We start from the raw sequence: 23403 nt of genomic DNA on the forward strand, positions 1-23403 counted from the left end.
GCAGGTTTTATTTAAAGACCTGCGCCAATTGTGGAATTGGAGCGATATTTGCCCAAATCAAAATGAATTTTATTTTCTTAAGCTATCACTAATAGATTTTGCAAAACCTTTAAGTGATTCAACAATATCCTGCTCTTTTTTATCATAATTGTGACTAAAGAAAACCGATCTATTGATTGAAAAATGAGATTGTTCAGGTGTAACTTCTTTTCCTGATGAATTAAAAAATACAACTTTATTTATAGATCTAAGAATAGGCTCCCAAGCTTTTTTTTGTTTTGGGGTCATGTTATTGAATTCATCAACACTAATATAAAGTGTTTGCAAATGAGTTAATGAATCTTTTAAATTATTAACGTCCTCTACAGCTAATTGGGCGATGTCATTATCGCTAATATTTAAAGAAGTAATATTTTTAGGTAATTTTCTAATTACTTTAATTTTGCTGCCCAAATTATTGTTGCTAATATCAAGATGCTCTAAGCTATTTGAGAAAGCTTGGCACATGTTTTCTAGTTCTTGTTCGCTCTTCATATCCAAATTGTTGTAACTGATATTTAATGATTTTAACCATTTAAGAACAGCAAAAGCATTATTTAACTGCTTGTTATCATAACGTCCTAAATTATTAGAACCCAGATCCAATGAATTTACTGGAGTTGAGGCAAAACCATTTAATCCAACAGCCAGCTCTTTTTGAGTATTAAGGTCATTAAAACTTAAATCTACATGAGTAACGTGCCTTAATGATGAGAAAACAAGTGCGGTATCTTCTCCTGCTTTTTTGCCTAAATTATTTCCACGTAAAGTTAAAAATTTTATTTGGTCATTCAAATTCGTTAACGCTGCTTGCAATTCATTACTTGGTCTTTTGCCAAAATTATTCCATCCCATGTCAAGATGTTTTGTATTTTTGTTGATTCTAAAAATAGAGCGAATTAACTCATCGCCATTTACATTAGTTAATCCAGATAGGATGGCTTCTCCAGTAGTTTCATTAAAACAAAGCATATTGAACTCCCCTATTAAGGCTATTACAGTCATTAGTGACTCAAATAATGACACTAAAATAAACAAATTACCTTGACTTAGATCAATAAATGATTTTTTTATATAAAAAGATAAGTCCATTTCTCGAATGAACACTGCACAGCTTGATAAATAAAGGACAAACACTTTGTCTCTCGATAAGCCGATTCCTTCCTATGAGTAGGTTAATGTTAATTTAATTTGATAATTACGATTCATAGCCTGTGCAGATCAAAGCGCTACCCAACTGGTGTGCTCCGCGTGGCGTTAATCAAGCCTCCACTTAAGAAAACCCTAATAAAATTTATATATACTGGACAAAATAAGTAAAAATTTAAGGTTTATAAAAAATGTCCAGAATGATGCTTGATTCAAACGAAATGAATTCAATAATTAAGAATCATCTCACTGGAAGTGGCGAATGGGAAAAGAAAGAAGCTTCTGTTCAAGTTTCTTTTATGAAAATGAATGTCACTTATTTTTACAATAAAAATAGGAATTTTGTAATTATTCCTAGTCCACTAGCTGTAAAACAAGGAAGTGGAGATGCCGAAGAACCCTCGTACCAATCGACTGTAGAAGCAATAAGGAATCAAATAGACAATGAAAACTTTGGTATTGGTTGCTCCCTATTAGGCAAGGGAACTGGGGAGCGTCACTATACAACTCTGTTCAAGGAAAAAGGAGAGCATGGAAGAATAACTGTATTTGATTCTAAAATAAGCTCTCCCAATCAATTCTTTAATTCATCAGAATCGCCAAATTTTTTTGAAAAAGTTTGGGGCTTTATTAAAGCCCCTTTTAAGGCCTTTGGTTTGTGGGCTTTTGGAATTGGAAAAGAGGTACAATCTTCGTTCTTGGGTAAAGATGTGACGGTGCACAGGCTAGGTACCCAACCATTTTTTGACGGGGTAAGTTGTGGCTTGCACTCATCTGGCGCGGTTTTAAATATGATCGATTTAATTGATAAAAAAGAAGTAACGGCTGACGAAATTATTCTATCAATAACTAACCAGAAAAATCTTGATTCAAAAGCAGAACGTATTTTAAATGGTAAAAAAGATGAAGCGATACCTAGCATGAACCCCGTTCTTTGTTCTATGGTTTCAACAGATAGAAAAGAGTCCGATAAGCACTCTTTAGGTGGGGTTGGTCTATATAGAAATGACGAAAGTGAAATAATGACCACAAAAAAAGAAGAGCCTGCTCCTTCTCCTATTAACTACGATGATTTTGACGCTCCCATATACCCAAGACCAAGCCTTGAATTTTAAAGTGCCCATTAAAAGAAGCGAAAATCATAGAGAGAAGAGTTGTTCAATTCTATAAATAGCGAACATTTTTTAAATAAAATTCGCATAGGTTAGAGGGTAACGCAGAATTCAATTGGGTATTAGTGTTTGGCCACGCAAGTGCTCAAAAAGTATCTACGCCAAGGATATGTTCTAGACGAAAAGAGATTAAAGCAGTAATTAGAATCAGTTCATAAATTAAAACGTGGGCTAGTTCTGATTCAGAAAGCGCAATGAGAGTCGTCGGATCAAACTGCAACAACCGGACAACTAACTGTATTAATTTAATATACGCATAGTTTTATTTTATGGAACTATGTGCCATGTCGAACTCAGTGGGCATGCACTTGCTGCCGCCCGCATTCAACGAACAACCGTATGGAATACAGTACAGTTTTCCCTCAATGGCATTGTGTTTGTATTATTGAGTGATCAATTTCCCGCACTTATAGGTTCAGCTGTTTCAACAGTACAACAAACGAATCATAATGAGTCTCTTAAATTTAAAAAAATTAAGGACTTAACCAAATAAGCACATATGAGCAACTTAAAACCACTTTCAGCCTATATTTATGAATAAAAAATATACACTTACTCGGTTTGACGTGCTTCTATTATGAACAATAAAAAACACTAAACTCCACTTTGTGTTATAATCAAATCGTTTCATTCATTTGATTAAGTATTGAATATGCCTAAACAACTTTTAGTTGAACCAGAAAGTTCTTTGAATACACCGATTTCAGGTGCTAAAAAACGCCGAATGATTTTAAAAGATACTGTGGAAAAATTTTCTACAGATGCTTCAGGATTTTATGAAGAACAAGCAAGAAAAAATCATCAAAATTGGAGTATTACTCCAGCAAATTTATCTGGCCATGTTCGTGTTATTCCCGGTGACTGGGGTGATGTTGCCTTAAGATTATCACAAAAGACGGGAAATATTTATGCCGTATTAAATATGGCAAACGCCGAATTACCTGGTGGCTTGTATCTTGAAGGTATGGGAGCCCAAGAAGAAAATATGTATCGTCGCTCCAATTGCCATTTTCATGTGCATGATGAAGAAATGGATGAAGAAAAAATCTATTATACAAAAGAAATGACTGATCTTATCAATGGCGTTCCTGGTCATGTCTATTTAGATGTGCAAACCCCTCGAGTTTGCATCAAAGGAAGCGAAGGCCCCAATATTTCAGGCTATGATGATTTATCACCTTCGGATTATTTTTTATTTTACGAACTCAAATCTGCAGCCGAGAACATATCGCGCACCAATCCTTTTAGTGAAGCAAGCATGCGCAGAAAAATTGCAGCCCAATTAGATACATTAAAAACAGCTAATATTCGCTGCGTGGTATTAAGCGCTTTTGGTTGCGGAGCTTTTGGTAACCCTGCTACCGAAATTGCCAGAATTTACCAAGAAGAACTCCAAAAGCGTATTGGGGACTTTGATGATGTCGTTTTTGCTATTTTTACGTCTGAATTTGATTCAGACAATTTTATACCTTTTAAGAATGCCTTAGATGGATTGCCCTTAAATGGAAAGCAGGTAAATCTATTAACAAGATTACTCGCGGCTATAGAAGAACAGGTCAAAGATAAATCGTGGAATCAGGGTGTTTCCTTTCTTTTTTTTGATTTCAAAAAAGCGCCAATGGAAATTCAGCAAATGAGACAAATTTTGGGCAGTAAAATCTCTCAAATCGATAAAATAAAACAATTACAACAAATGGCCCAAGAGATATTGTCTAGTGCTACTTTAGAACAAAATAATCCACTGCATGAATTGTGTAAAAAAATTATAGAAATCAATTGGGAAAATATAAACGATGAGCTCATCGATTTATTTAGTATGACTCATACAACCGCCCTTAAAGCGAAGTAGCATTATAGCGTTCACGTGGTAAGTAAATTTCGTCAATTGCTAATTAGTCAGAAGAGCATCGAGCGGTGACCTACAGGTCACCGCCCTTTAATCCTATGGACGTAGACTTTGTTCGTTTTGTTCTTCATGCGACATGATCGGTTCCTGCTGCTTTATCTCTGTTAATTGCTCTTTGATATTTTTACAATTCTCTACTTTTTCCGAAACAACATTTTCTTTAAAAAATGAGGCTACTTTAGTAAAGAACTCACTAATCATTCGACCTATCTTTGAAGATTTTGAGCTGGTTAAACCATCAACATTTGCTAAGGCCTCTCCATCTGACCGACGAGCATTTATATTGGATACAATAGCGGCTGAACACTCTTTAATATCTTGGCTTGACATGTCTTTGTGGCCTTTACTATTTTTCATTTCAGCATTTAAAAGCGTTACTAAGCTTTCGACATCCTTTTTGTTAAGAATTACTCCCTTTAAATCTTTTACTGGTTCTTGTCCTTCATTTTTTAGTTTTTGATTGACTACTTCAAGCAATCTTCCTTCAATACCGTATGAAAATGCTCCACCTTTAGGAAGTTTAGTAACTTCGCTTAAATAAGCGATGATTTCATTGGCCTTAAACTCGTATTGATTATTCACTTTAAGATGCTTAGCCGTTACAGGAGTATCAAAAGGAATATCATCTAAAGTAAATCCTAAATTCTTAGCAAATTCTTTTAATAGTTCTTCACGAGTACCCAATTGGAATTTTGCAGCATCCTTTTCAATTTCCTTTTTAGAATTATTAATAATCTCTGCTATTTCGTGCAAACTAGGATTATAGACTTTGATTTGACCTTTATCCATGAGGACCATTGGTAAATCTTGGCCACGCTCGCTGAGCAGATTTTTTAAAAATAACAAGTTACGTTTTGTCTCTAGTGAGGAGTCTTTGCCAACTAAGCCTACTAATGATTCGGGAAAAAAATTACCGAGAACCTCATTATAAGCTTCGAATGATTTTTCCATCTCATAATCTTTCGTGTCATCCTGTAGCTCTGGATTTGCCAGTTTTTCCCGATAATCACGATATTTATTCATAAATTCAGTTCTGGAAATGATCGGCTCAAACTTATGTTTATCCATGTTAACGTTATAATAATCATTATGATTAATTTGGCTCATTGTTTGTGAGTCTCGGAACATGTACGCCTTAATTGTAGATTGATCGGCATCATATAAAAATCCAACACTATCAAATAGGGTCATGTCAACGCCAGGAACCAGCAATGTGGCGCTCCGCCCCCTTTGACCATGCCGTTCTACATTTTGATGTTCGCCCTCGTTATTTTTTTTCACATTTAGATATTTAAGTTCATCCTCGACTTGATCGTATTTAGGTTTTCCTTTTAATAAAACGGAGGTTTGAAACGCTCTTGCAACAAAACGTCCTTCTTGAAACATTTCTTCCAATTCTGTTTTAGATAATTTCTCTTTCATGATAATAACCTTCAAATTTAATCTTTTGATAAATTTTCACTCATAAAAAGATAGTGAATCAGAAATAAGTAATAACCAAATAGATCAAAAACAATGCGATATAGATTAATTATAGAACAGTTAACTCATTGCAGATCACGTTTATTTATGATTATTCCAATAAAATTAAAAAACTCAGTGGTTAGATATATTGAATGACACGCGCATAAAAGGGCTTTGTCATTTTATAGACATATTAACGTTCGATGATTTTCGTGGCATTGTAGAGCACAATAACAGTCAGACTAAATTCGCGGTGCTAAAAGCAGAGGGCGCTATTTTTATGAGTAAAAACGACCACGGTTTTGCAACGACGAGTCATTATGTTAGAATGAAAACTAAACAAAAAGGAAACAAATAGTAGCCTATGAATTTTTGCACACTTGGACTTGCTGTCATCGAAACTGAGGCACAAGCTGTCTTTGAATTAACCCAACGTATTGATGAGCGCTTTGCCAAAGCCTGCGAATTATTGCTTGCTTGCAAAGGGCGAATTGTTGTTACGGGCATGGGTAAGTCGGGACATATTGCCAATAAAATTGCCGCAACCTTAGCAAGTACCGGCAGCCCTTCGTTTTTTATGCACCCCGGCGAAGCAAGTCATGGCGACTTAGGAATGATCACTCGCCAAGATGCGGTGATTGCTATTTCTAACTCAGGGAACACTGCCGAACTCGTTACCCTACTCCCCTTATTAAAACGTATGGAAATACCCCTAATTACCTTAACAGGTAATAGCGAATCAATTCTGGCCCGTGCTGCCGATGTTAATTTGGATGTGAGCATTAAACAAGAAGCCTGTCCTTTAGGCCTTGCGCCAACCACAAGCACTACGGTTGCTTTAGTTATGGGAGATGCTTTAGCTATTTCCCTATTACAAGCCCGCGGTTTTAGTGAGGAAGATTTTGCTTTATCACATCCAGGAGGTTCTTTAGGCAAACGTCTGTTACTGCGCATTGATGATATTGCTCATCAAGGCAATGAATTGCCATTAGTTAGCGAAAATGCAACCGTCAGCGAAGCATTGATTGAAGTAACAGATAAAAAACTCGGAATGACATGTGTTACAGACTCCAAAGGTTATCTGGTTGGGGTCTACACTGATGGTGATATTCGCCGCACCTTAACCCGACAGTGTGATATAAATACTACACCACTTAAAAACGTAATGACCCGAAATGCACGTACCATTCGTCCGGGAATTCTTGCAGCAGAAGCATTAGCAGTAATGCAAAAGCACAGTATTACGTCATTAGTAATAGCAGATGAACATAACCGCCCTGTTGCGGTAGTTCATCTTCATGATTTGTTAAAAGCAGGTGTTTTTTAAATGAATAAACTAATCGAAAAAGCACAACAAATTAAATGCCTTATTTGCGATATGGATGGCGTACTCACTGACGGCCTCTTATACATCGATAATCATTTTAATGAGCTAAAAACATTCCATATTCATGATGGTGTAGGTTTAAAATTACTTATGACCGTAGGAATTGATGTGGCCGTGATCACTGGCTCTCGCAATGCAGTCGTGGATCACCGCATGCAGCAATTGGGCATCAAGCATTACTATAAAGATCAGTTAAATAAACAAGACACCTATGAGCAATTGAAAAAAACATTAAATCTTGAAGACAAACAATTCGCCTATATTGGCGATGATCTTCCTGATATGCCATTGATACAAAAAGTAGGTTTGGGTGTCGCGGTAGCGAATGCCGTGCCTGCAGTTAAAGAAATAGCCGTATGGCAAACAGAACATCCTGGAGGTCGTGGGGCTGTCCGTGAACTATGCGACCTTATTCTCAACGCGCAAAACAAAATGGACTTGGCGATAAAAGGTTATCTAAAATAATGAATGCAGCAAAACAAGGTATTTGGTTTTTTCTCGTACTCATTGCCCTAGCAGGTTCAGGGTGGTATTACAGTCATTCGTCACGCCTCCTGCGCTTGGATAGTGAAACTTTAGCCAACTCCGTTGACACGACTATTTCTCGTGTGAAGGTACGTCAATTTGACGATAAAGGCTCCCTAACAACTCTTTTGGCAACGCCAAAGATGCGGCACGTTCAAAAAGGCGATATGTATTTTTTTAAAAAGCCACATATTTTAGTAAGCCAAGATAAGCAGCCACCTTGGGATATACGTTCAAATCACGCTAAATCCTTTGATGGTGGGCAACGAATCGTTTTTATCGGTGATGTAATTGTACATCAAACTCAAGGGGATAATGTTCAAGGAAGTACTCTAAAAACTGAAGAGGTAACTTATTATCCTAATGAGAAAAAAGCATCTACTGATCTGCTTGTAACCTATGAACAACCAGGTAACATTATTCAATCCAAAGGAATGAATGCCTATCTGGACGAAAAAAGAGTAGAATTACTTCATCAAGCACGAGGAAGCTATGTTCCAGCAAATGGTTAAAGGTATTCTGTATAGTGCTGTATGTATTTTGGCATGCCCTAGCTATGCCCTATCCACTGATAGAGAGCAGGTAATGCACGTGCAGGCGGATTCAGCGGATTTGAATCAACAAAATCATAAAGGCGTTTATATTGGTAACGTGGAGTTAATACAAGGCACAACCAATTTACAGGCAGCGAAAGCGATCACTAAGGGCAACGAGAAAAACCAACTGGTTTTAGCAATCGCCAAAGGCAGTGATGGCAAACAAGCCCATTACTGGACAACAACCGATCCGAAAAAGCCGCCAATGCATGCCTATGCCGATACCATACGCTATTATCCATTAACTCACATCATTGAGCTCATTGGAAATGCCCGCGTAGAACAAGGAAATGATTCATTTTCAGCAGCTAAAATACGCTATGACACCATCAAACAGCACGTTCTGTCTAATGGTGATAAAAAACAAAGAATAACTATAATTTATCATCCTGAAAAGAAATCTCTATGAATTTATTAGAAGCGCGAAACCTAAAAAAATCCTTTAAATCGCGAACAGTGGTCAATGGGGTAAGCATCCACATCAAAAAAGGTGAATGTGTAGGCTTATTAGGTCCAAATGGTGCGGGGAAAACCACCTGCTTTTATATGATCGTGGGTTTACAGTCTTGTGATGAAGGCCAAATTATCATCGACAACCAAGATATTACCTCCCATGCCATGCACCAACGTGCCCGCATGGGAATTAGCTACTTGCCTCAAGAGGCTTCGGTATTTCGTAAGCTGACAGTAGCTGAAAATATTATGGCTATTTTAGAGCTTAGACCCGATTTAAATGAGCAGGCTCGGGAAGAAAAGCTGGATCTGTTACTGCAAGAATTTCATATTACGCATATTAGTAATAGCATGGGTATGGCATTATCAGGGGGAGAGCGCAGACGTGTAGAAATTGCCCGTGCCTTGGCAATTGAACCCTCATTCATCCTTCTTGATGAACCCTTTGCAGGGGTTGATCCGATTTCCGTAATTGATATTAAAAAAATTATCCAACATTTATGTAATAAAGGCATTGGTGTTTTAATTACAGATCACAATGTCCGAGAAACACTAGATATTTGTGAGCGAGCCTATATTGTGAGCCAGGGAAAAATACTCTGTGAAGGCTCCCCAGAAACTATTCTTGCAAATCAACAAGTTAGAGCAGTTTATCTCGGCGAAGATTTTACTTTATAGAACATCATCATGTTACTTATTATTGATAATTATGATTCATTTACTTATAACCTCGTGCAATATTTCCAATGCTTAAATCAGGAAGTACATGTTTCGACACATGATCAAATAAGCATACAACAAATACGTAACTTAAAACCTGAGTATCTGGTTATTTCTCCCGGCCCTAAAGGCCCCGATGATGCAGGTATTTCTCTAGCAGCCATCCATGAGTTTCACCAAGAAATTCCTATTTTAGGAGTTTGTTTAGGACATCAATGTATTGCGCAAGCATTTGGTGGCCAAATTATCTCAGCTCCTGAAATCATGCATGGAAAAACATCGCTGATTCAACACCATCAACGAGGCATATTTCATAATGTTCCCGTAGGGTTTCAAGCAACCCGTTACCACTCTCTTGCCGTCGAAGCATCCAGCTTACCCGATTGCTTGTCTATTGATGCCTGGGTGGATGACACAATTATGGCAATTTCGCATCGTCAATATCCTGTTTTTGGGCTACAATTTCACCCTGAAGCAATTTTAAGTCAGTATGGTCAGCAATTATTAGAGAATTTCTTAACCTATGAAACCTAATCTTTTATTTGAACAATTAATCGCAAAACAGGAATTAAATGCAGAACAAATGCATGATGTAATTCATGCCTGCATGTCTGGCCAATATAATGACCTGCAAATTGCTACTTTTTTAGCACTGATGCGCACTAAAGGAGAAACTGCAGGTGAGCTAACTGCCGCTGCAAAGGTTATGCAGGAATTGGCGCATACGATTGAATTAGGGGATAATTTGATTGATATTGTGGGGACTGGCGGCGATGGTAAAAACACCTTCAACGTGTCCACTGCCTGCAGTTTTGTGGTTGCTGCTGCCGGAGTTTCCGTAGCCAAGCATGGCAATCGTTCTGTTTCCAGTCGCAGTGGCAGTGCTGATTTGCTCGAACGGGCAGGCTTTGTACTCAATCTTTCTGACCAACATATGAAAACGTGCATGCATGAATGCAATCTTGCGTTTTTATTTGCTCCAAGTTACCACCCAGCCATGCAACACGCTCGTACAGCACGCCAGCAATTAGGTATTCGTACGCTGTTTAATCTATTAGGGCCATTAATCAACCCTGCTCGCGTAAAAAGACAAGTTGTTGGGGTTTTTTCAACAGGCTGGCAAAAACCTTTAGCTACCGTGCTTGCAAATTTGGGGAGTGAACGTGCCTTAGTGATTAGCTCTCAAGATGGCATGGATGAAATCAGTATTGCCGCTCCTACCCAAGTGGTTGAGTATCATCAAGGTGGTTTTCATGAATGGTCGATTATCCCTGCTGATTATGATATCCACCACGGCTCGCTGGATGACATTATTGTTGATTCGCCAAGCCAAAGCTTAGCCATTATCCAATCTGTTTTTTCCGGCGCGAAAGGTGCTGCCCGAGATATGGTATTGCTAAACTCTGCTGCAGCAATTTACTGCGCCAAAGAAGAGCTTTCATTTACTCAAGCTATTGAACAGGCCAAAGAAGCCTTAGATAGCGGCCGAGCCGCACAATGTTTTCAGCAACTTTGCCAATTAACTCAAACTTTAAATAAAGAATCACATCATGAATAGTGTTTTAGAACGCATTGCCCAGCATAAATTAAATGAGATCGCCCAAGCGAAAAAAGTACGTCCACAAAACTCACTAGAACAATCCCAATGGGAACGCCGTGATTTTATTGCGGCCCTAAAAGCCAGTACAACAGCAGCTATTATTGCGGAAATAAAACGAGCTTCACCGAGTAAAGGTTTGATCCGAGAAGATTTTGATGTAGCGCAAATCGCTGAAATCTACGCGCAACATGGAGCTCGTTGTTTATCGGTACTAACCGATATTGAATTTTTTCAAGGCCATCCAGATTATTTAGCTCTCGCGAAATCACATTGTGAATTACCGGTATTACGGAAAGATTTTATCCTCGATGAATACCAAATCTATGAAAGCCAATCATTAGGTGCTGATTGTATTTTATTAATCGTAGCTTTGCTTGATGATGCACAGCTTGCTGATTATTGTCAGTTAGCGCAAGAGTTAAACATGGCCGTTCTGGTGGAAAGCCACACTCGAGAAGAGTTAGAACGTGCCTTGCATTTACCCACGCCACTTATGGGAATAAATAATCGTAGCCTGCATACCTTTAAAACCGACATTCAATTAAGCATTAATTTAAAGGATGTAGTTCCTCAGGATAGAATAGTTATTACTGAAAGTGGTATTAATACTCACACCGATGTAGCCTTAATGCAGGCTAATGGGATTAATACATTTTTAATCGGTGAAAGTTTAATGCGAGCAAAAGACATTGGTTCCGCTTTAACACAGTTGATTACTGGAAAATAAGCCAAAAATCATTCTTCGAAAATAGCTTAATGCCTTCCAGGCTCAAAATCTGATTTGTTTTTTTGTTTAGAGCCAGAGTGCTTTTTCACTTGCTCACAGACCTTATCTGTTTGTGGGCTTTTAGGTGTTATTTCACAAATATTTTCAATATCAGTGACTTCTGGATGTTCCTTTTTTTGTTTTTTCATAATCTATTCCTTAAGCAAGTAATTTCCATACATAGTAAAATTATAGCAAGTAATCCAGCAACATCACCAAGATAGCAAATTAAATAAAGAAATATCTAAATAAATTGTAAGTTGGATTGTTCATGCCTATATTCCTTTTAAGTATGAGAAACACTTTTGATAGTATATTGAATTTTATTTAATATTTTATAGAGCAGCCGCTCAATTAAAGGATAAATTAAATATGGCAGCAACCAGTTTGTTAACACTCCTTGATGATATTGCAAGTGCGCTCGATGACGTAGCAATCCTGACTAAAATAGCAACTAAAAAAGCAGCAGGAGTGTTAGGCGATGATCTGGTACTCAATGCAGAACAAATGATAGGAATTCATGCGCATAGAGAACTCGCTGTTATAGGAGCCGTAGCAAAGGGGTCGGCTGTTAATAAATTAATATTAATTCCTTTCGCCCTTTTTATAAATTTTTTCGCTCCGATGCTCGTGAGTATTTTGTTGATTTTAGGAGGCTTGTATTTGTGTTTTGAAGGCTTCGAAAAAATTATAGCGAAGTTTATCCATAAAAAAAGTGAGTTCGACGCAAAGGACTTTGAAAATATCGATATAAATCAATTTGAAAAAGATAAAATTAAGAGTGCCATACGCACAGATTTTGTCTTATCAGCCGAAATCATTATCATAACTTTAGGTATAGTTGCCTTTTCATCATTTATTAACCAAATACTTGTATTAGTCATCATTTCAATAATTATGACTCTTGGTGTTTATGGTTTGGTAGCATGCATCGTTAAATTAGATGATTTAGGCTTGATTCTGCTTCAAAAAAAACATCTACTTAAAAAAATTGGAATGCTTTTAATTAATACCGCCCCAATACTTATGAAAATTTTAAGTGTGATAGGAACAATTGCCATGTTTTTAGTGGGGGGAAGTATTATTACTCATGAAATACCGGCTATTCACCATCATACCCAAAACCTATCTTCTCTCATGTCTGTGCTTGTCGAGCTTTTCATAGGGGGCATTTCGGGTGCTATTTTGGCTATTGCATATTTTACCTATACTAAAATTAAATCAACGCCAACATAACAAGGAAAATGGATGAACAAGAAAATACAGAATATGTATTTACTTAGAGGAATATTTTGTTTCTTTTTATTCAGCTGCCTTATCTTTGCTATCTATCAACAGGCTTCTTTTTTGTCAATTAATCATAATATTTTTATTTTCAGTCAACAGATAAAAAATTCGTATACAGACTTTTTCAGCACATTAATCTCATTATTCGGAAACAAATTTATAATCATCCCTACATTTATAGGTGCGGGAGTAATACTGCTATTAAAAAAAGAAACGAATTTAGCGCTTCATTTAATAGGAGTTATGGCGATTACGGCTTTTCTTGCTTATTTTTTCAAAAATTTGATTGCATTTCCCCGGCCCGAGGTCTCCTTTACAAATGCATCAGAGAGCTATGCATTTCCCAGTAGGCATGTAACATTATGCGCCACCTATACGATATTCCTTACTGCATTGATTTGTAATCAAATAAAATCCAAATGGCCTGTCATCGCCCTCGCCTGCATATGGATTTTTCTACAAGCAATTTCCCGTGTATTGTTGCAAGTTCACTGGTTTGTAGATGTAGTCGGTGGAACACTTTTAGGAGCCGCCTGTGGTTTTTTAGGCGCTTACTCTTTTTTTCTAACCAATAAACACCCAGAAAAAATAAAATCCACCCTAAAAATTTTATTGATAACCCTCCTATTTTTTATGGCAATTTATTTGAGTATCAATTCTGCTTTGCAGCATTTGATTACTCGTGCCTAAACGTAGGCTGGGCTGTCAAGCCCAGCAAACAGAGCACGAAGCAATTCCCAATGCTGGGCTTCACAGCCCAGCCTACGAATAATGTCTATATTATTTCCTTTAATCCCCTGAAGGCTCCGGCGTATCTGCGGGCTCTGGCTCAGGAAGATTAGGATCCACTGGCTCAATAGGTTCTGGATTTGATGGATATTCATCAGGAGAATCAGGAATCTCATTGGGCTCAGGTATTTCGCCATTGTTTTTCAAAATAGCTCCTTATTGTTTGCACTCTGTAGCTAAAGTATAGCAAAATCGGGTTTTACCTAAAAAAGGTGTTTGATACATGAAAGTAGCTGTAATTACAGGCGCTGCCAATGGTATAGGCTTAGCATTAACCCAAGTTCACTTAGAACAAGATAATACTGTGGTTATGGTTGATAAAGACAGCTTTAAGCTCAACCAGGAAGCCGAACTACTCCAAACTAAATTTCCGGGAAAAATTCTTGCTATTGCCTGCGATGTGACTCAGACAGATGAAGTAAACGCTCTAGCCCAACAAACGCAGCAAGAATTAGGTCGTATCGATTGGCTCTATAATAATGCGGGTATTATTGGCCAACTAGCCCCTGTTTGGGATTTAAATGCAGAACAGGTCAAACAAGTCATGAATGTTAACTTGCATGGAATGATGCATGTAATTCAAGCGTTTACGCCCTTTTTATTTCAACAAAATTTTCGGTCACACATTATTAATATGGCAAGCTTATACGCTTTGTGTGCAGGCTCACAAACAGCCCCCTACTCTATGTCCAAGCACGCTGTTTTGGCTTTATCAGAATCATTATATTTCGATTTGAATCGTTTAGATAAACCGGTTGATGTCTCTGTAATATTTCCATCGTTCACTGATACAGGATTACTCTCAAATCCTGCAGAAAGTCAATCAAGCCTACATGGCGCACTCCAATCCTTGTTAGCCCATTCACGGCCTGCAATAGATATAGCGCAGCATATTGTGCACGAAGCAGCTCAAAAGAAATTTTATATCTTCCCAGATAAAGAAGTAAAAGGATATTGTGAAGAGCGTACACAAGCTATTGTAGACCAACAAAATCCTCATGCAACCAATATTGAAAAGTTAATGACGGCTTTAATCAAACGCCAGGAATCTCGCAGAAAATCTTAGTATAAAGAATAAGATACGAGCGAAATCCGCTGAATTTCGTTCGTATGTATGTTAATACTATATCTTTGGTATTGTGTGTGATGAATTTGTACTTGTAGAGGCTGCTGTGGTTTGTCTATTATTCACAAACAGTATTAATCCGGGTGTTTGCTGCGCAGTATAAACTTTTATTGGAGATCTATTTAAAACGCCAAACGCCGCGGACAAGCCGCGGTGCGTAGATTGAAATTGGAAGATACAGTTGCAGGCAGGATAGCTTTTTTATAAAGTACCATTAAACTGATTCTTAGATATGACGTTCATCATTTCGCGCGCGGAAATAACACGCCTATTTAACCTAGCATATCTAACAATTCACGACGAAACATATGGTAATCCACCTCTAAGGCGTGGCGCATATGTGACTTAAATCGGTAATGTGGTTTATTCATTTCCTGATCAATTTTCTGATGCAATTGTTCTGGTCGTTCCAAGGTTCCCATAATGATACGTGCAACAATCTTTGATTGATGATCAGCTAATGGCCAGATACAACCTTGTGGTTGGCATAAACCAATAAAATAAAGGTTATCCAAATCAGCATGCATCATTTTACGATACAAAGGCACCTTCGTTGACCCACTAAAATCAATCAACTCTTTATCAAAAAAGGGAAAACTTATTTTATAACCGGTGGCATAGATTACCGTATCAAACTCAAGTTGTTTACCATTAGTGAAATGTACCTTTTTACCTTCAAAATGAGTAATCCCAGGTTGTGGGCGTACTTTTCCATGACGGATAAAATACAATAATTCCGAATTAATTGTTGGATGAATTTCCAAAGGTCCACAATCAGGATCCAGCAACTTATACTTAGCATACCGTCCCTGCAATACTCGAATGACCAGCTTAAAAAGCTTTTGGCGCAATCCCGCAGGCATCCAGCGAGTTTTCGCAACGGCATCATCCGTGGGCTTACCAAACACAAATTTTGGAAAAATATTATAACCACGACGCATGCTAATATAAGTTTCAGGAGATACTCGCGATATTTCTACCGCAACATCACACGCAGAATTCCCCCCTCCAATAACCAACACACGCTTACCGGAGAAAACAGAGGCTTTCTTATATTGGTGAGAATGCATGACCTCGCCCTCGAAATGGCCGGGATATTCTGGCGTGAATGGATCCCAATGATGCCCATTCGCCACCAAAAGGTAATCAAACGTCTCTTCGTGAGTCCCCTGCTCATCTTGATAGGTTACCTTCCATTGTTTTTGGCTATTTTGCTCGACTTTTAATACAGAGGTATTAAAGCGAATGTATTTCTCTAAATCAAAATGACTGGCATAATTCTGAAAATAGGCCAAAACTTGCCTATGCGAAGGATAATCAGGGTACGATTCAGGCATTGGGAAATCTTCAAATTGAGACCAACGCTTTGAACTAATAATGTGAGTCGTTTCATACACACTGGAATGATCATTGTTTTCATCATAGACCCAGTTACCGCCAATTTGATTATTTTTTTCAAATACAGTGATCTGAGAAACCCCTTGCTCTTGCAAGTTTTTTATTGCGGCAAGCCCGCTAGGGCCTGCACCGATGACACAGACTCGGGGCTGACAAATACCCTTAGGCTTTTGCTCTATTTGCATTACTTGTTACCTTTTTAACTTCTTCCATTATCATTGCTTGTACCGCGGGGTGTTTATCAATTGTGAAATGATTAACCGTTACCCCTTTGATTTTTGTAACATCAATATTGTCAATTTGTGTTTTGGCAGGATCAACAGCTCGAAGTCTTAAACCACTAAACATGGGTACATAACCAGTTTTGTAAAAATTCATTGCATGCTTCACGTTAGGCGGCACAACAGTTTGTGATACCGCATCAACCGTAACCAGCAAATCAACAGGAACTCCGGCTTTATTTAAATTACGTGCTACCTTGATTTGTTCATTAGCCCCTAAAGAATGTCCCACAAGAACGATCGGTTTAGGATTTTTAGATTTGTAGTGATTACTGATAAGAGTACGAGATACAGCACCCGCATTATACCACATGCCACTTGGAGCAGGAATGTGATAAGTTGCCTCTACAGAGTCGCTTAACTCTTGCATGCCGGTACTGAAAACCCCTAATCCTCCAAGCATGGTATGAACTTCACCACGGTAAAGTTGAGCGTGTTTAGCGTGCGCTACTTTTTTTCCCGTAGCATTAGTTTGCACTAGAAGCTTTTTCTTAGCAGGATGGTATTTAGCTCTCGACAAATCAACACAGCTTGCCACAGAAAAAGCGGCAAATAAGCAAAAAGATGCTTTGAAGAAATTGGTTTTGCTACTGTTCATTTTTATTTTTATTCAGGTTTTATCGAATCCTTCGATGATAACGTAATATGGTGGCGATTGCCAATATTTGTACCGCATTAACCCGCATCTACAGAGGATCATTGCGGCTTTTTTTTCCTGTGTTAACTAGTAATTCTGTTTGGGATGCAAATAATAGTTTGCTAAGATACGCACTACTTCTTTAGATTGTGAACAATTTTTTATGGAAACACCGGTTTCAGTACTTACTGTCAGCCAGCTCAACAGGCAGGTGAAAAGTTACCTTGAAAATGAATTAGGAATTGTTCATGTAGAAGGAGAGATTTCTAATTTAAGTAAACCGGCATCAGGACATTTTTACTTTACCCTAAAAGACAGTGGCGCCCAAATCCGTTGTGTGTTTTTTAAAAATCGCCATTTTGGCTCTTCTGCCTCAAAACTGTGCGATGGCCAACATCTGGTTGCCAGTGGTCGATTAAGCCTTTATGAGGCACGCGGAGATTACCAATTAATCGTTGACCAAATCACAGAAGCCGGCCTTGGTGCCTTGTATCAACGCTTTGAAGAGTTAAAAAATAAACTGGCGAGCGAAGGGCTATTTCATCCGGATAAGAAAAAATCACTTCCCAGTATGCCACAAAGCATCGGCGTGATTACCTCAACAACCGGAGCTGCGATTCGTGATATTTTATCGACTTTAGCGAGACGTTACCCCTTAGCGAAGGTATTTATTTATCCAAGTGAAGTTCAAGGAGCAGGAGCAGCACAACAACTGATTAAAGCAGTCCAACGTGCCAATGCAGAAAAATGCTGTGACGTACTCATCCTTGCGCGTGGTGGTGGAAGTATTGAGGATTTATGGGCATTTAATGATGAACAATTAGCCCGACAAATCGCCCAAAGTAGCATTCCGCTGGTATCCGGAGTTGGCCATGAAACTGATTTCACCATTGCTGACTTCGTTGCCGATTACCGTGCAGAAACCCCCACAGCGGCAGCAACCGCAGTAACCCCTGACTCTCTGGAACTATTAAGATCATTAAACCATTCGATGCTACGTTTGCAAGAAGCCATCCATAGACACTTACAAAAGAATCAAATTAAGCTGCGCCATTTGATGGATAAAATTTCTTCGCCGCAAAAAGCAATTTCAAGCTATTGGCAAACTACAGATTATTTAGAGCGACAGTTAATTTCAAGTATGAACCAAATCGTCAAACAGAAAACCCATCAATTGAACTTGTGTGCTCATCAATTAAACACCCATAATCCAAAGACACAAATTCAGCATGCGCAAAATCAACTACAACAGAAAACCATACAATTAACTCAACAGATGCAAAACAAGCTGAGTCAGCTCAAATTTCAAATGAGGACACTAATGTCCACCTTGCACGCAGTCAGTCCCTTAGCTACACTGGATAGAGGTTATGCAATTGCTACACTAAAAGAGAAGGTGCTGTTTTCAGCTGAACAAACCAAGATTGGCGATACAATTGAAGTACGTTTAGCCCAAGGTAAACTTTCATGTGAAGTAAAAAACATTAAAGGATTAGAGCAAGACCATGCTTGAAGAATTAACTGACAGTCTTAATTTAATTATTAGCCAAACAAAAATGAATAGTTCCATATTGGCTACTATTGTAATTACTCTATGGATCATTTTCTTTCTTACTCGGCTGGACCGCCGCCTGTTATTACTGGGAATTATACCAAGGCGTCTCAAAGGCGTGCCGGGAATACTTTTGGCACCCTTATTACATTTGAATTTCAATCATCTATTTTTTAACTGTATCCCATTAATTGTATTGAGTAATTTTATTTTAATTAACGGCCTGTATTATTATATTGCTGTGACATTAATCATTACCCTACTCACAGGGATTTGTGTATGGTGCTTTGCCAAATCGGCCGTGCATGTTGGTGCAAGTGGCGTTATAACCGGCTACTGGAGTTTTTTGGTTCTTAATCTTTATCAAACAGGCACCGTGACCACAATTATTTTAGGCCTGCTCAGTGTTTATTACTTTGCTGGTATTTTCTTTGGTATTTTCCCAGGAAAGAAAGGCGTCTCTTGGGAGTCTCACTTTTTTGGTTTATTGGCGGGATTAGCTACGAGCTATTTATTTACCTATTACCCAAATTATGTACAGATTCTATATCAGCAGTAAGCTGGTAGCGCAAGCAATATAGCCTCGCCTACATGATAACGAGCTCGCTATAAGCTCAAATAGTCTCAGCCACCCTCGCCATTTCTTCACTCACTTCAATTTCCCGATTATCCTTCGCGCGAAACAAAACGATTCGCGAATGATATTTCTCGACCGTACGTCGATGTGCGATACTCACTAAAGTCGCGCCAGTTGACTCTTTTAGCGTGCGATAAACATGCTCTTCAGAGCAGAGGTCGCTTCATCTAAAAAGACCCAATCTGGCTTTTTGAGTAAGACACGTGCAAAAGCGATTCTTTGTTTCTGCCCTCCTGATAATTCCCCCTCCCAAATACACTTTTCACCGAGTCTAGGGATAAAATCCTGCATCCCCCCTACTTTATGCAAAACCATAACATATTGTTCCTCTGTATAAGTCTCTACGGGGTCAGGATAAGCTAAAATTGCTTTTAAGGTATCATGAGTTAAGGTCGGTGTTTGTGGTAAAAAACACAAGCGTTTTCCAGAAGGTAATAGAACTACCCCATCACCGTAACCCCAAGTTCCAGAAATCGTTTTAAAAAACGTGCTCTTACCAAGCCCAGACTCTCCTTTAATTAAGACATCCTCCGCTGGTTTTAACTTTAAATTAAGATTACGCATGATATGTGCAGTACTGGTGGCCTGGGGATGCAAAATATTTAAATGCTTCACTTTAATTGAGTCTTTATTATGCTCATTTCTGATAATTGCTTTAGGATGAGCATTTAGCCCATCCCTCTCTAAAGAGATTTGTAATTCAGTAATGCGTTTAATACTCGTTTTATATTTGGCCAGTTCATCGTAAGCCCATACAAACCAACTAAGCGATGAGTTTACTTGTGTAAACGCCACACCTACCTGTATCAATTGTCCGATTTCGATAAGCCCCACAAAATACAAGGGAGCTGCGATTAACGTAGGTAAAAGCTCAGCTAATTGAGAATAGAAATGTTGAAATGCATCCAACTTTAAACCAATACCCAATTTTTGATTGGCACGCTGATTAATTTCATTAATTTTATTTTTTATTGATATTTTGTAATAGCGCTCCGCGTGTTCTTCTGCAATATTTTCAGCCTCCTTCTGAACCTCTACTATATTTTGGCGTAAATCTGCTTCCGCTTTTTCAGCGTTATGATTGGTTTCAGCCATTGATTTTGCAATCGAATTAGCAATCAGCGTAGCCGCCATTGCAACCACTAAAGCGCTCCAGAATAAATAGCCAGGAATCACAATAGTCAGGCCGGAAACAGCAACAGATAAAGAACCACCAACAACCCATAAAGTACCAGCAAACATTCCCAAACTGAGCACTGACTTTAAAAAATCGCCGACCAACTCAATGGTTAGCTTTACGAAAATTTTTACATCTTCTTGAATGCGTTGAGCAATATTATCGACTTTGCTAGGAAATCGTTTTAAATCCAGATAGTTATTTTCACTGGAGAAAAGCTTATTAATTATTTTTTCTGTTAGCCAGGTACGCCAAAAAATAGACAACTTCCCCATAAAATAATCTTTTAAAATATGCACGCCTACATAAGTGCTTACAATGAATGCAAATTGCCCTATAGAAAAAAGAAAAGGAATAAGCGCCTTTGCTGTTAAGGCTTGCCAAAATGCGGCAGACAACCAAGCCATGGTGACCGTTAATCCAACAAGTGAAATGGTGCACAAACCAATGGCTAATAAATAAAGCCAAGCGCGCGGCTTTTCATCAGAATTAAAAAAGTAATCTTTAATTAACCCCCAACTAGTGCTCCATAAATATTGGGATCCCATAGAATTAGGCAATTTATTGGACATGATTACGATCGGGAGTTTTTTTAAGGTTATTTCCATGTTAATTTCATTTTAGAAAAATGCAACTATTGCTCAAAATACACTAAATTTGCCCATTTAAAGAGACGATTTTCCTTGTTAAGCCAGGCTACACTTGCTCTGAAGTCTATGCTATTCTAGGATTAATAAATCATCAGAGAAATCAAGATGCTATCAATTAAAAGACTATTTCTCGTAGGTGCACTAAGCAGCCTACTGGTTACCCCTGTATTTGCTAAAGAGAATCCCAGCGCTTGTTGTGGTGGAATGGGTGGTATTAATTACTGTGACTCATCTGCGGGGCGTATGGTATGTAATAATGGCTTTTACTCGACTTGTTTTTGCACCCAGCATGCCGTAATGGACTTACAATTGATACGTGGTTGTTGTTTATGGAAAGGTGGTGTTGTAAATTCGCTTACAGCCCCTAATGGCCTCGTTGTTTGTAATGACGGTTCTGTTTCTGAGGAATGTTCGCTACAAACCCCTACAGACAGAATAGCAGCCTGGTAGCATAAGACCTTCTGTGAGATGTATACCCATGATCAATGAAATCCAATCAACTCTTACTCAGTTAAGACACGTACAGCCATTAGTCCTGTGTTTGACGAATTATGTCACTATGGACTTTATGGCTAATGCACTTTTAGCCTTAGGCGCTGCGCCATTAATGTCTGAATCACGTGAGGAAATTGAAGAACTCGTTAGCATAAGCCATGCACTTTACATCAACATTGGTACGCTCAATGATGCCTTCATGGCACGCGCCCTTTTCGCTGCTAAAATTGCCAACTATTTAAATAAACCCATAGTTCTCGATCCAGTAGGAGCAGGAGCCAGCAAGCTTAGAACCGCTGCAGCATTGGAACTGCTCCCCCTAGCCCAAGTGATTCGAGGAAATGCTAGTGAAATCATTTCATTAGCAGGGGAAAATGGTGCCACAAAAGGCGTTGAATCTTCTGATCCAGTGTTTAAAGCCATGAGCAGTGCACGCACCCTCGCCCAACAACATCATAAAATAGTTGTGGTGAGTGGTCCTGAAGATTTCATTACGGATGGTAAACAAGAGGAAATGCTCACTTTTGGCTCGGAATTGATGCCCCGAATAACAGGTATGGGATGCACCATGACAGCCGTTCTTAGTGCTTTTGTTGCCTCGAATCCCACCATGTTTCAAGCCTCAGTCCACGCTACTGCATACTTTAGCTTATGTGGTCAGCAAACACATCAGCAAACCCAAGTCCCAGGGTCATTTAGACAATTATTTATTGATAATTTATATCAGCCCAACTGGGATTTTTTTAATCAAGCGATTAAAGGATGCTAGCATGCAATACAAAGCTTTATCCATAGCTGGATTTGATGGTTCTGGTGGCGCTGGCATTCAAGCAGATTTAAAAACCTTCTCAGCCTTTGGCTGCTATGGAATGACCGTACTCACGGCCTTGCCAGTGCAAAATACCTGTGGCGTAAGAAGTTGCTATGCAATCCCCTTACAAGCTATTGAAGAACAGCTGCAGGCTATTTTTGATGACATTAGGCCTGACGCAATTAAAATTGGTATGTTGTTTAATAGTGACATTATCAAGCTAGTTGCTGCATTTCTAAAGCAGCATGCTCAAGACATCCCGATTGTCGTCGATCCGGTTACTATTGCTAAAAGCGGCGATCCACTTTTATTACCTGAAGCAGTTGATACGCTCATTTCTGAGCTCATACCCTTAGCTAGGTTAATTACCCCCAACCTTCCTGAGGCACATACGTTTACGGGGTTAGATGCGCAATCGGCAGAAGAAATGTTTCTTGTAGGACAAAAATTATTAGCATTGGGGCCTCAACATGTCTTACTTAAAGGTGGCCATTTAACCTCCTCCACATCGAATGATTTGTTGATGAGCAGCAATGGTGAGTATCATTGGTTTGAAAGCACACGCATTAATTCTAAAAATACCCATGGCACAGGATGTACCCTTTCGGCAGCCATTACTTCTTGCTTAGCACAAAAGATCCCCATGCAAAAAGCTTGTTCAATAGCAAAAAACTATCTATTTGAGGCAATTAAAGCTGCTAAAGATAATAGCGTGGGGCAAGGACATGGGCCGGTGCATCACTTTCATCATTTATGGCCAATTTCACTGGCGGAGTTTTAGTGCTT

At 38.6% G+C, this 23403-nt stretch carries 26 protein-coding genes; 19 read left to right on the forward strand and 7 right to left on the reverse strand.

Annotated elements, in window-relative coordinates:
- Positions 1 to 69: 69 nt before the first annotated feature.
- Positions 70 to 1044 (reverse strand): leucine-rich repeat domain-containing protein, encoded by a 975-nt coding sequence (locus J2N86_RS10960; RefSeq protein ID WP_252579506.1) that lies wholly within the window; start codon positions 1042 to 1044, stop codon positions 70 to 72.
- A gap of 335 nt (positions 1045 to 1379) precedes the next feature.
- Between J2N86_RS10960 and J2N86_RS10965 the strand changes: the two genes are divergently transcribed.
- The 3 genes from J2N86_RS10965 (at position 1380) to J2N86_RS10975 (ending at position 4209) form a co-directional block, all read left to right on the forward strand.
- Positions 1380 to 2303, forward strand: coding sequence for a hypothetical protein (locus tag J2N86_RS10965; protein ID WP_252579507.1), 924 nt, complete (start codon positions 1380 to 1382; stop codon positions 2301 to 2303).
- 334 nt (positions 2304 to 2637) lie between these two features.
- Positions 2638 to 2853: a hypothetical protein gene (locus tag J2N86_RS10970; RefSeq protein WP_252579508.1), complete on the forward strand. Its 216-nt coding sequence runs from the start codon at positions 2638 to 2640 to the stop codon at positions 2851 to 2853.
- A gap of 159 nt (positions 2854 to 3012) precedes the next feature.
- Positions 3013 to 4209, forward strand: a complete 1197-nt coding sequence (locus tag J2N86_RS10975; protein WP_252579509.1) for a poly(ADP-ribose) glycohydrolase domain-containing protein — start codon at positions 3013 to 3015, stop codon at positions 4207 to 4209.
- Positions 4210 to 4302: 93 nt separating this feature from the next.
- Here J2N86_RS10975 and J2N86_RS10980 read toward each other — a convergent pair whose 3' ends face one another.
- A complete protein-coding gene (locus J2N86_RS10980; protein WP_252579510.1) occupies positions 4303 to 5688 on the reverse strand; it encodes a hypothetical protein in 1386 nt (461 codons plus the stop codon).
- Between the two features lie 406 nt (positions 5689 to 6094).
- Here J2N86_RS10980 and J2N86_RS10985 point away from each other — a divergent pair, with 406 nt between their 5' ends.
- From J2N86_RS10985 to trpC, 8 genes are read left to right on the forward strand one after another with little or no spacing between them, the layout of a single operon-like run.
- Positions 6095 to 7057 (forward strand): KpsF/GutQ family sugar-phosphate isomerase, encoded by a 963-nt coding sequence (locus J2N86_RS10985; RefSeq protein WP_252579511.1) that lies wholly within the window; start codon positions 6095 to 6097, stop codon positions 7055 to 7057.
- Positions 7058 to 7582 carry a KdsC family phosphatase gene (locus J2N86_RS10990; RefSeq protein WP_252579512.1) on the forward strand — a complete coding sequence of 175 codons (525 nt, stop codon included), beginning with the start codon at positions 7058 to 7060 and terminating at the stop codon, positions 7580 to 7582. It abuts the gene before it with no gap.
- Positions 7582 to 8154, forward strand: coding sequence for an LPS export ABC transporter periplasmic protein LptC (gene lptC / locus J2N86_RS10995; RefSeq protein ID WP_252579513.1), 573 nt, complete (start codon positions 7582 to 7584; stop codon positions 8152 to 8154). The genes J2N86_RS10990 and lptC overlap by 1 nt, the downstream gene beginning before the upstream one ends.
- Positions 8135 to 8647: a lipopolysaccharide transport periplasmic protein LptA gene (lptA, locus tag J2N86_RS11000; protein WP_252579514.1), complete on the forward strand. Its 513-nt coding sequence runs from the start codon at positions 8135 to 8137 to the stop codon at positions 8645 to 8647. Before lptC ends, lptA begins: the two co-directional genes overlap by 20 nt.
- Entirely contained in the window at positions 8644 to 9369 is a 726-nt protein-coding gene (lptB, locus tag J2N86_RS11005) for an LPS export ABC transporter ATP-binding protein (protein ID WP_252579515.1), read from the forward strand. Before lptA ends, lptB begins: the two co-directional genes overlap by 4 nt.
- Before the next feature lie 9 nt (positions 9370 to 9378).
- A complete protein-coding gene (locus tag J2N86_RS11010) occupies positions 9379 to 9945 on the forward strand; it encodes an anthranilate synthase component II (protein ID WP_252579516.1) in 567 nt (188 codons plus the stop codon).
- Positions 9935 to 10969, forward strand: a complete 1035-nt coding sequence (trpD, locus tag J2N86_RS11015; protein WP_252579517.1) for an anthranilate phosphoribosyltransferase — start codon at positions 9935 to 9937, stop codon at positions 10967 to 10969. The genes J2N86_RS11010 and trpD overlap by 11 nt, the downstream gene beginning before the upstream one ends.
- Complete coding sequence (gene trpC / locus J2N86_RS11020; protein WP_252579518.1) at positions 10962 to 11738, forward strand: indole-3-glycerol phosphate synthase TrpC; 777 nt, start codon at positions 10962 to 10964, stop codon at positions 11736 to 11738. Before trpD ends, trpC begins: the two co-directional genes overlap by 8 nt.
- Positions 11739 to 11764: 26 nt before the next feature.
- Here the strand turns inward: trpC and J2N86_RS11025 are convergent, their stop codons facing one another.
- Complete coding sequence (locus tag J2N86_RS11025) at positions 11765 to 11926, reverse strand: hypothetical protein (protein ID WP_252579519.1); 162 nt, start codon at positions 11924 to 11926, stop codon at positions 11765 to 11767.
- A gap of 223 nt (positions 11927 to 12149) precedes the next feature.
- On the opposite strand from J2N86_RS11025, the gene J2N86_RS11030 reads away from it, so the two are divergent.
- Positions 12150 to 13013, forward strand: a complete 864-nt coding sequence (locus J2N86_RS11030) for a DUF808 family protein (protein ID WP_252579520.1) — start codon at positions 12150 to 12152, stop codon at positions 13011 to 13013.
- Positions 13014 to 13025: 12 nt separating this feature from the next.
- The gene (locus J2N86_RS11035; protein ID WP_252579521.1) at positions 13026 to 13754 is read left to right on the forward strand and encodes a phosphatase PAP2 family protein; all 729 of its coding nucleotides are present in this window, start codon (positions 13026 to 13028) and stop codon (positions 13752 to 13754) included.
- A 99-nt stretch (positions 13755 to 13853) separates the two neighbouring features.
- On the opposite strand, the gene J2N86_RS11040 is transcribed toward J2N86_RS11035, so the two are convergent.
- Positions 13854 to 14000, reverse strand: a complete 147-nt coding sequence (locus tag J2N86_RS11040) for a hypothetical protein (RefSeq protein ID WP_252579522.1) — start codon at positions 13998 to 14000, stop codon at positions 13854 to 13856.
- Positions 14001 to 14076: 76 nt separating this feature from the next.
- On the opposite strand from J2N86_RS11040, the gene J2N86_RS11045 reads away from it, so the two are divergent.
- A complete protein-coding gene (locus J2N86_RS11045) occupies positions 14077 to 14919 on the forward strand; it encodes an SDR family NAD(P)-dependent oxidoreductase (RefSeq protein WP_252579523.1) in 843 nt (280 codons plus the stop codon).
- A 332-nt stretch (positions 14920 to 15251) separates the two neighbouring features.
- Here J2N86_RS11045 and J2N86_RS11050 read toward each other — a convergent pair whose 3' ends face one another.
- A complete protein-coding gene (locus J2N86_RS11050) occupies positions 15252 to 16562 on the reverse strand; it encodes a flavin-containing monooxygenase (RefSeq protein ID WP_252579524.1) in 1311 nt (436 codons plus the stop codon).
- On the reverse strand, positions 16540 to 17256 hold the full coding sequence (locus J2N86_RS11055) for a hypothetical protein (protein ID WP_252579525.1): 717 nt from the start codon (positions 17254 to 17256) through the stop codon (positions 16540 to 16542). The genes J2N86_RS11050 and J2N86_RS11055 overlap by 23 nt, the downstream gene beginning before the upstream one ends.
- 202 nt (positions 17257 to 17458) lie before the next feature.
- Between J2N86_RS11055 and xseA the strand changes: the two genes are divergently transcribed.
- On the forward strand, positions 17459 to 18808 hold the full coding sequence (gene xseA, locus J2N86_RS11060) for an exodeoxyribonuclease VII large subunit (protein WP_252579526.1): 1350 nt from the start codon (positions 17459 to 17461) through the stop codon (positions 18806 to 18808).
- Entirely contained in the window at positions 18801 to 19406 is a 606-nt protein-coding gene (locus tag J2N86_RS11065; RefSeq protein ID WP_252579527.1) for a rhomboid family intramembrane serine protease, read from the forward strand. The genes xseA and J2N86_RS11065 overlap by 8 nt, the downstream gene beginning before the upstream one ends.
- A 201-nt stretch (positions 19407 to 19607) precedes the next feature.
- Here the strand turns inward: J2N86_RS11065 and J2N86_RS11070 are convergent, their stop codons facing one another.
- On the reverse strand, positions 19608 to 21269 hold the full coding sequence (locus J2N86_RS11070; RefSeq protein WP_252579528.1) for an ABC transporter ATP-binding protein/permease: 1662 nt from the start codon (positions 21267 to 21269) through the stop codon (positions 19608 to 19610).
- A 147-nt stretch (positions 21270 to 21416) separates the two neighbouring features.
- On the opposite strand from J2N86_RS11070, the gene J2N86_RS11075 reads away from it, so the two are divergent.
- Genes J2N86_RS11075 through thiD form a run of 3 tightly spaced genes read left to right on the forward strand, consistent with a single transcriptional unit; the run spans position 21417 to position 23398 of the window.
- Positions 21417 to 21761 (forward strand): neurogenic locus notch, encoded by a 345-nt coding sequence (locus J2N86_RS11075; RefSeq protein ID WP_252579529.1) that lies wholly within the window; start codon positions 21417 to 21419, stop codon positions 21759 to 21761.
- 28 nt (positions 21762 to 21789) lie between these two features.
- The gene (gene thiM, locus J2N86_RS11080) at positions 21790 to 22575 is read left to right on the forward strand and encodes a hydroxyethylthiazole kinase (protein ID WP_252579530.1); all 786 of its coding nucleotides are present in this window, start codon (positions 21790 to 21792) and stop codon (positions 22573 to 22575) included.
- A 1-nt stretch (position 22576) separates the two neighbouring features.
- Positions 22577 to 23398 (forward strand): bifunctional hydroxymethylpyrimidine kinase/phosphomethylpyrimidine kinase, encoded by an 822-nt coding sequence (thiD, locus tag J2N86_RS11085; protein WP_252579531.1) that lies wholly within the window; start codon positions 22577 to 22579, stop codon positions 23396 to 23398.
- The last annotated feature ends 5 nt before the right edge of the window (positions 23399 to 23403 follow it).

The organism is Legionella lytica, assembly GCF_023921225.1.
GTDB lineage: Bacteria > Pseudomonadota > Gammaproteobacteria > Legionellales > Legionellaceae > Legionella > Legionella lytica.

What these genes read in the sequence shown, in the direction of transcription:
- J2N86_RS10960 (WP_252579506.1), bottom strand. Translation starts at nt 1,044, where the DNA reads ATGACTGTAATAGCCTTAATAGGGGAGTTCAATATGCTTTGTTTTAAT.
- J2N86_RS10965 (WP_252579507.1), top strand. Translation starts at nt 1,380, where the DNA reads ATGTCCAGAATGATGCTTGATTCAAACGAAATGAATTCAATAATTAAG.
- J2N86_RS10970 (WP_252579508.1), top strand. Translation starts at nt 2,638, where the DNA reads ATGTGCCATGTCGAACTCAGTGGGCATGCACTTGCTGCCGCCCGCATT.
- J2N86_RS10975 (WP_252579509.1), top strand. Translation starts at nt 3,013, where the DNA reads ATGCCTAAACAACTTTTAGTTGAACCAGAAAGTTCTTTGAATACACCG.
- J2N86_RS10980 (WP_252579510.1), bottom strand. Translation starts at nt 5,688, where the DNA reads ATGAAAGAGAAATTATCTAAAACAGAATTGGAAGAAATGTTTCAAGAA.
- J2N86_RS10985 (WP_252579511.1), top strand. Translation starts at nt 6,095, where the DNA reads ATGAATTTTTGCACACTTGGACTTGCTGTCATCGAAACTGAGGCACAA.
- J2N86_RS10990 (WP_252579512.1), top strand. Translation starts at nt 7,058, where the DNA reads ATGAATAAACTAATCGAAAAAGCACAACAAATTAAATGCCTTATTTGC.
- lptC (WP_252579513.1), top strand. Translation starts at nt 7,582, where the DNA reads ATGAATGCAGCAAAACAAGGTATTTGGTTTTTTCTCGTACTCATTGCC.
- lptA (WP_252579514.1), top strand. Translation starts at nt 8,135, where the DNA reads ATGTTCCAGCAAATGGTTAAAGGTATTCTGTATAGTGCTGTATGTATT.
- lptB (WP_252579515.1), top strand. Translation starts at nt 8,644, where the DNA reads ATGAATTTATTAGAAGCGCGAAACCTAAAAAAATCCTTTAAATCGCGA.
- J2N86_RS11010 (WP_252579516.1), top strand. Translation starts at nt 9,379, where the DNA reads ATGTTACTTATTATTGATAATTATGATTCATTTACTTATAACCTCGTG.
- trpD (WP_252579517.1), top strand. Translation starts at nt 9,935, where the DNA reads ATGAAACCTAATCTTTTATTTGAACAATTAATCGCAAAACAGGAATTA.
- trpC (WP_252579518.1), top strand. Translation starts at nt 10,962, where the DNA reads ATGAATAGTGTTTTAGAACGCATTGCCCAGCATAAATTAAATGAGATC.
- J2N86_RS11025 (WP_252579519.1), bottom strand. Translation starts at nt 11,926, where the DNA reads ATGAAAAAACAAAAAAAGGAACATCCAGAAGTCACTGATATTGAAAAT.
- J2N86_RS11030 (WP_252579520.1), top strand. Translation starts at nt 12,150, where the DNA reads ATGGCAGCAACCAGTTTGTTAACACTCCTTGATGATATTGCAAGTGCG.
- J2N86_RS11035 (WP_252579521.1), top strand. Translation starts at nt 13,026, where the DNA reads ATGAACAAGAAAATACAGAATATGTATTTACTTAGAGGAATATTTTGT.
- J2N86_RS11045 (WP_252579523.1), top strand. Translation starts at nt 14,077, where the DNA reads ATGAAAGTAGCTGTAATTACAGGCGCTGCCAATGGTATAGGCTTAGCA.
- J2N86_RS11050 (WP_252579524.1), bottom strand. Translation starts at nt 16,562, where the DNA reads ATGCAAATAGAGCAAAAGCCTAAGGGTATTTGTCAGCCCCGAGTCTGT.
- J2N86_RS11055 (WP_252579525.1), bottom strand. Translation starts at nt 17,256, where the DNA reads ATGAACAGTAGCAAAACCAATTTCTTCAAAGCATCTTTTTGCTTATTT.
- xseA (WP_252579526.1), top strand. Translation starts at nt 17,459, where the DNA reads ATGGAAACACCGGTTTCAGTACTTACTGTCAGCCAGCTCAACAGGCAG.
- J2N86_RS11065 (WP_252579527.1), top strand. Translation starts at nt 18,801, where the DNA reads ATGCTTGAAGAATTAACTGACAGTCTTAATTTAATTATTAGCCAAACA.
- J2N86_RS11070 (WP_252579528.1), bottom strand. Translation starts at nt 21,269, where the DNA reads ATGGAAATAACCTTAAAAAAACTCCCGATCGTAATCATGTCCAATAAA.
- J2N86_RS11075 (WP_252579529.1), top strand. Translation starts at nt 21,417, where the DNA reads ATGCTATCAATTAAAAGACTATTTCTCGTAGGTGCACTAAGCAGCCTA.
- thiM (WP_252579530.1), top strand. Translation starts at nt 21,790, where the DNA reads ATGATCAATGAAATCCAATCAACTCTTACTCAGTTAAGACACGTACAG.
- thiD (WP_252579531.1), top strand. Translation starts at nt 22,577, where the DNA reads ATGCAATACAAAGCTTTATCCATAGCTGGATTTGATGGTTCTGGTGGC.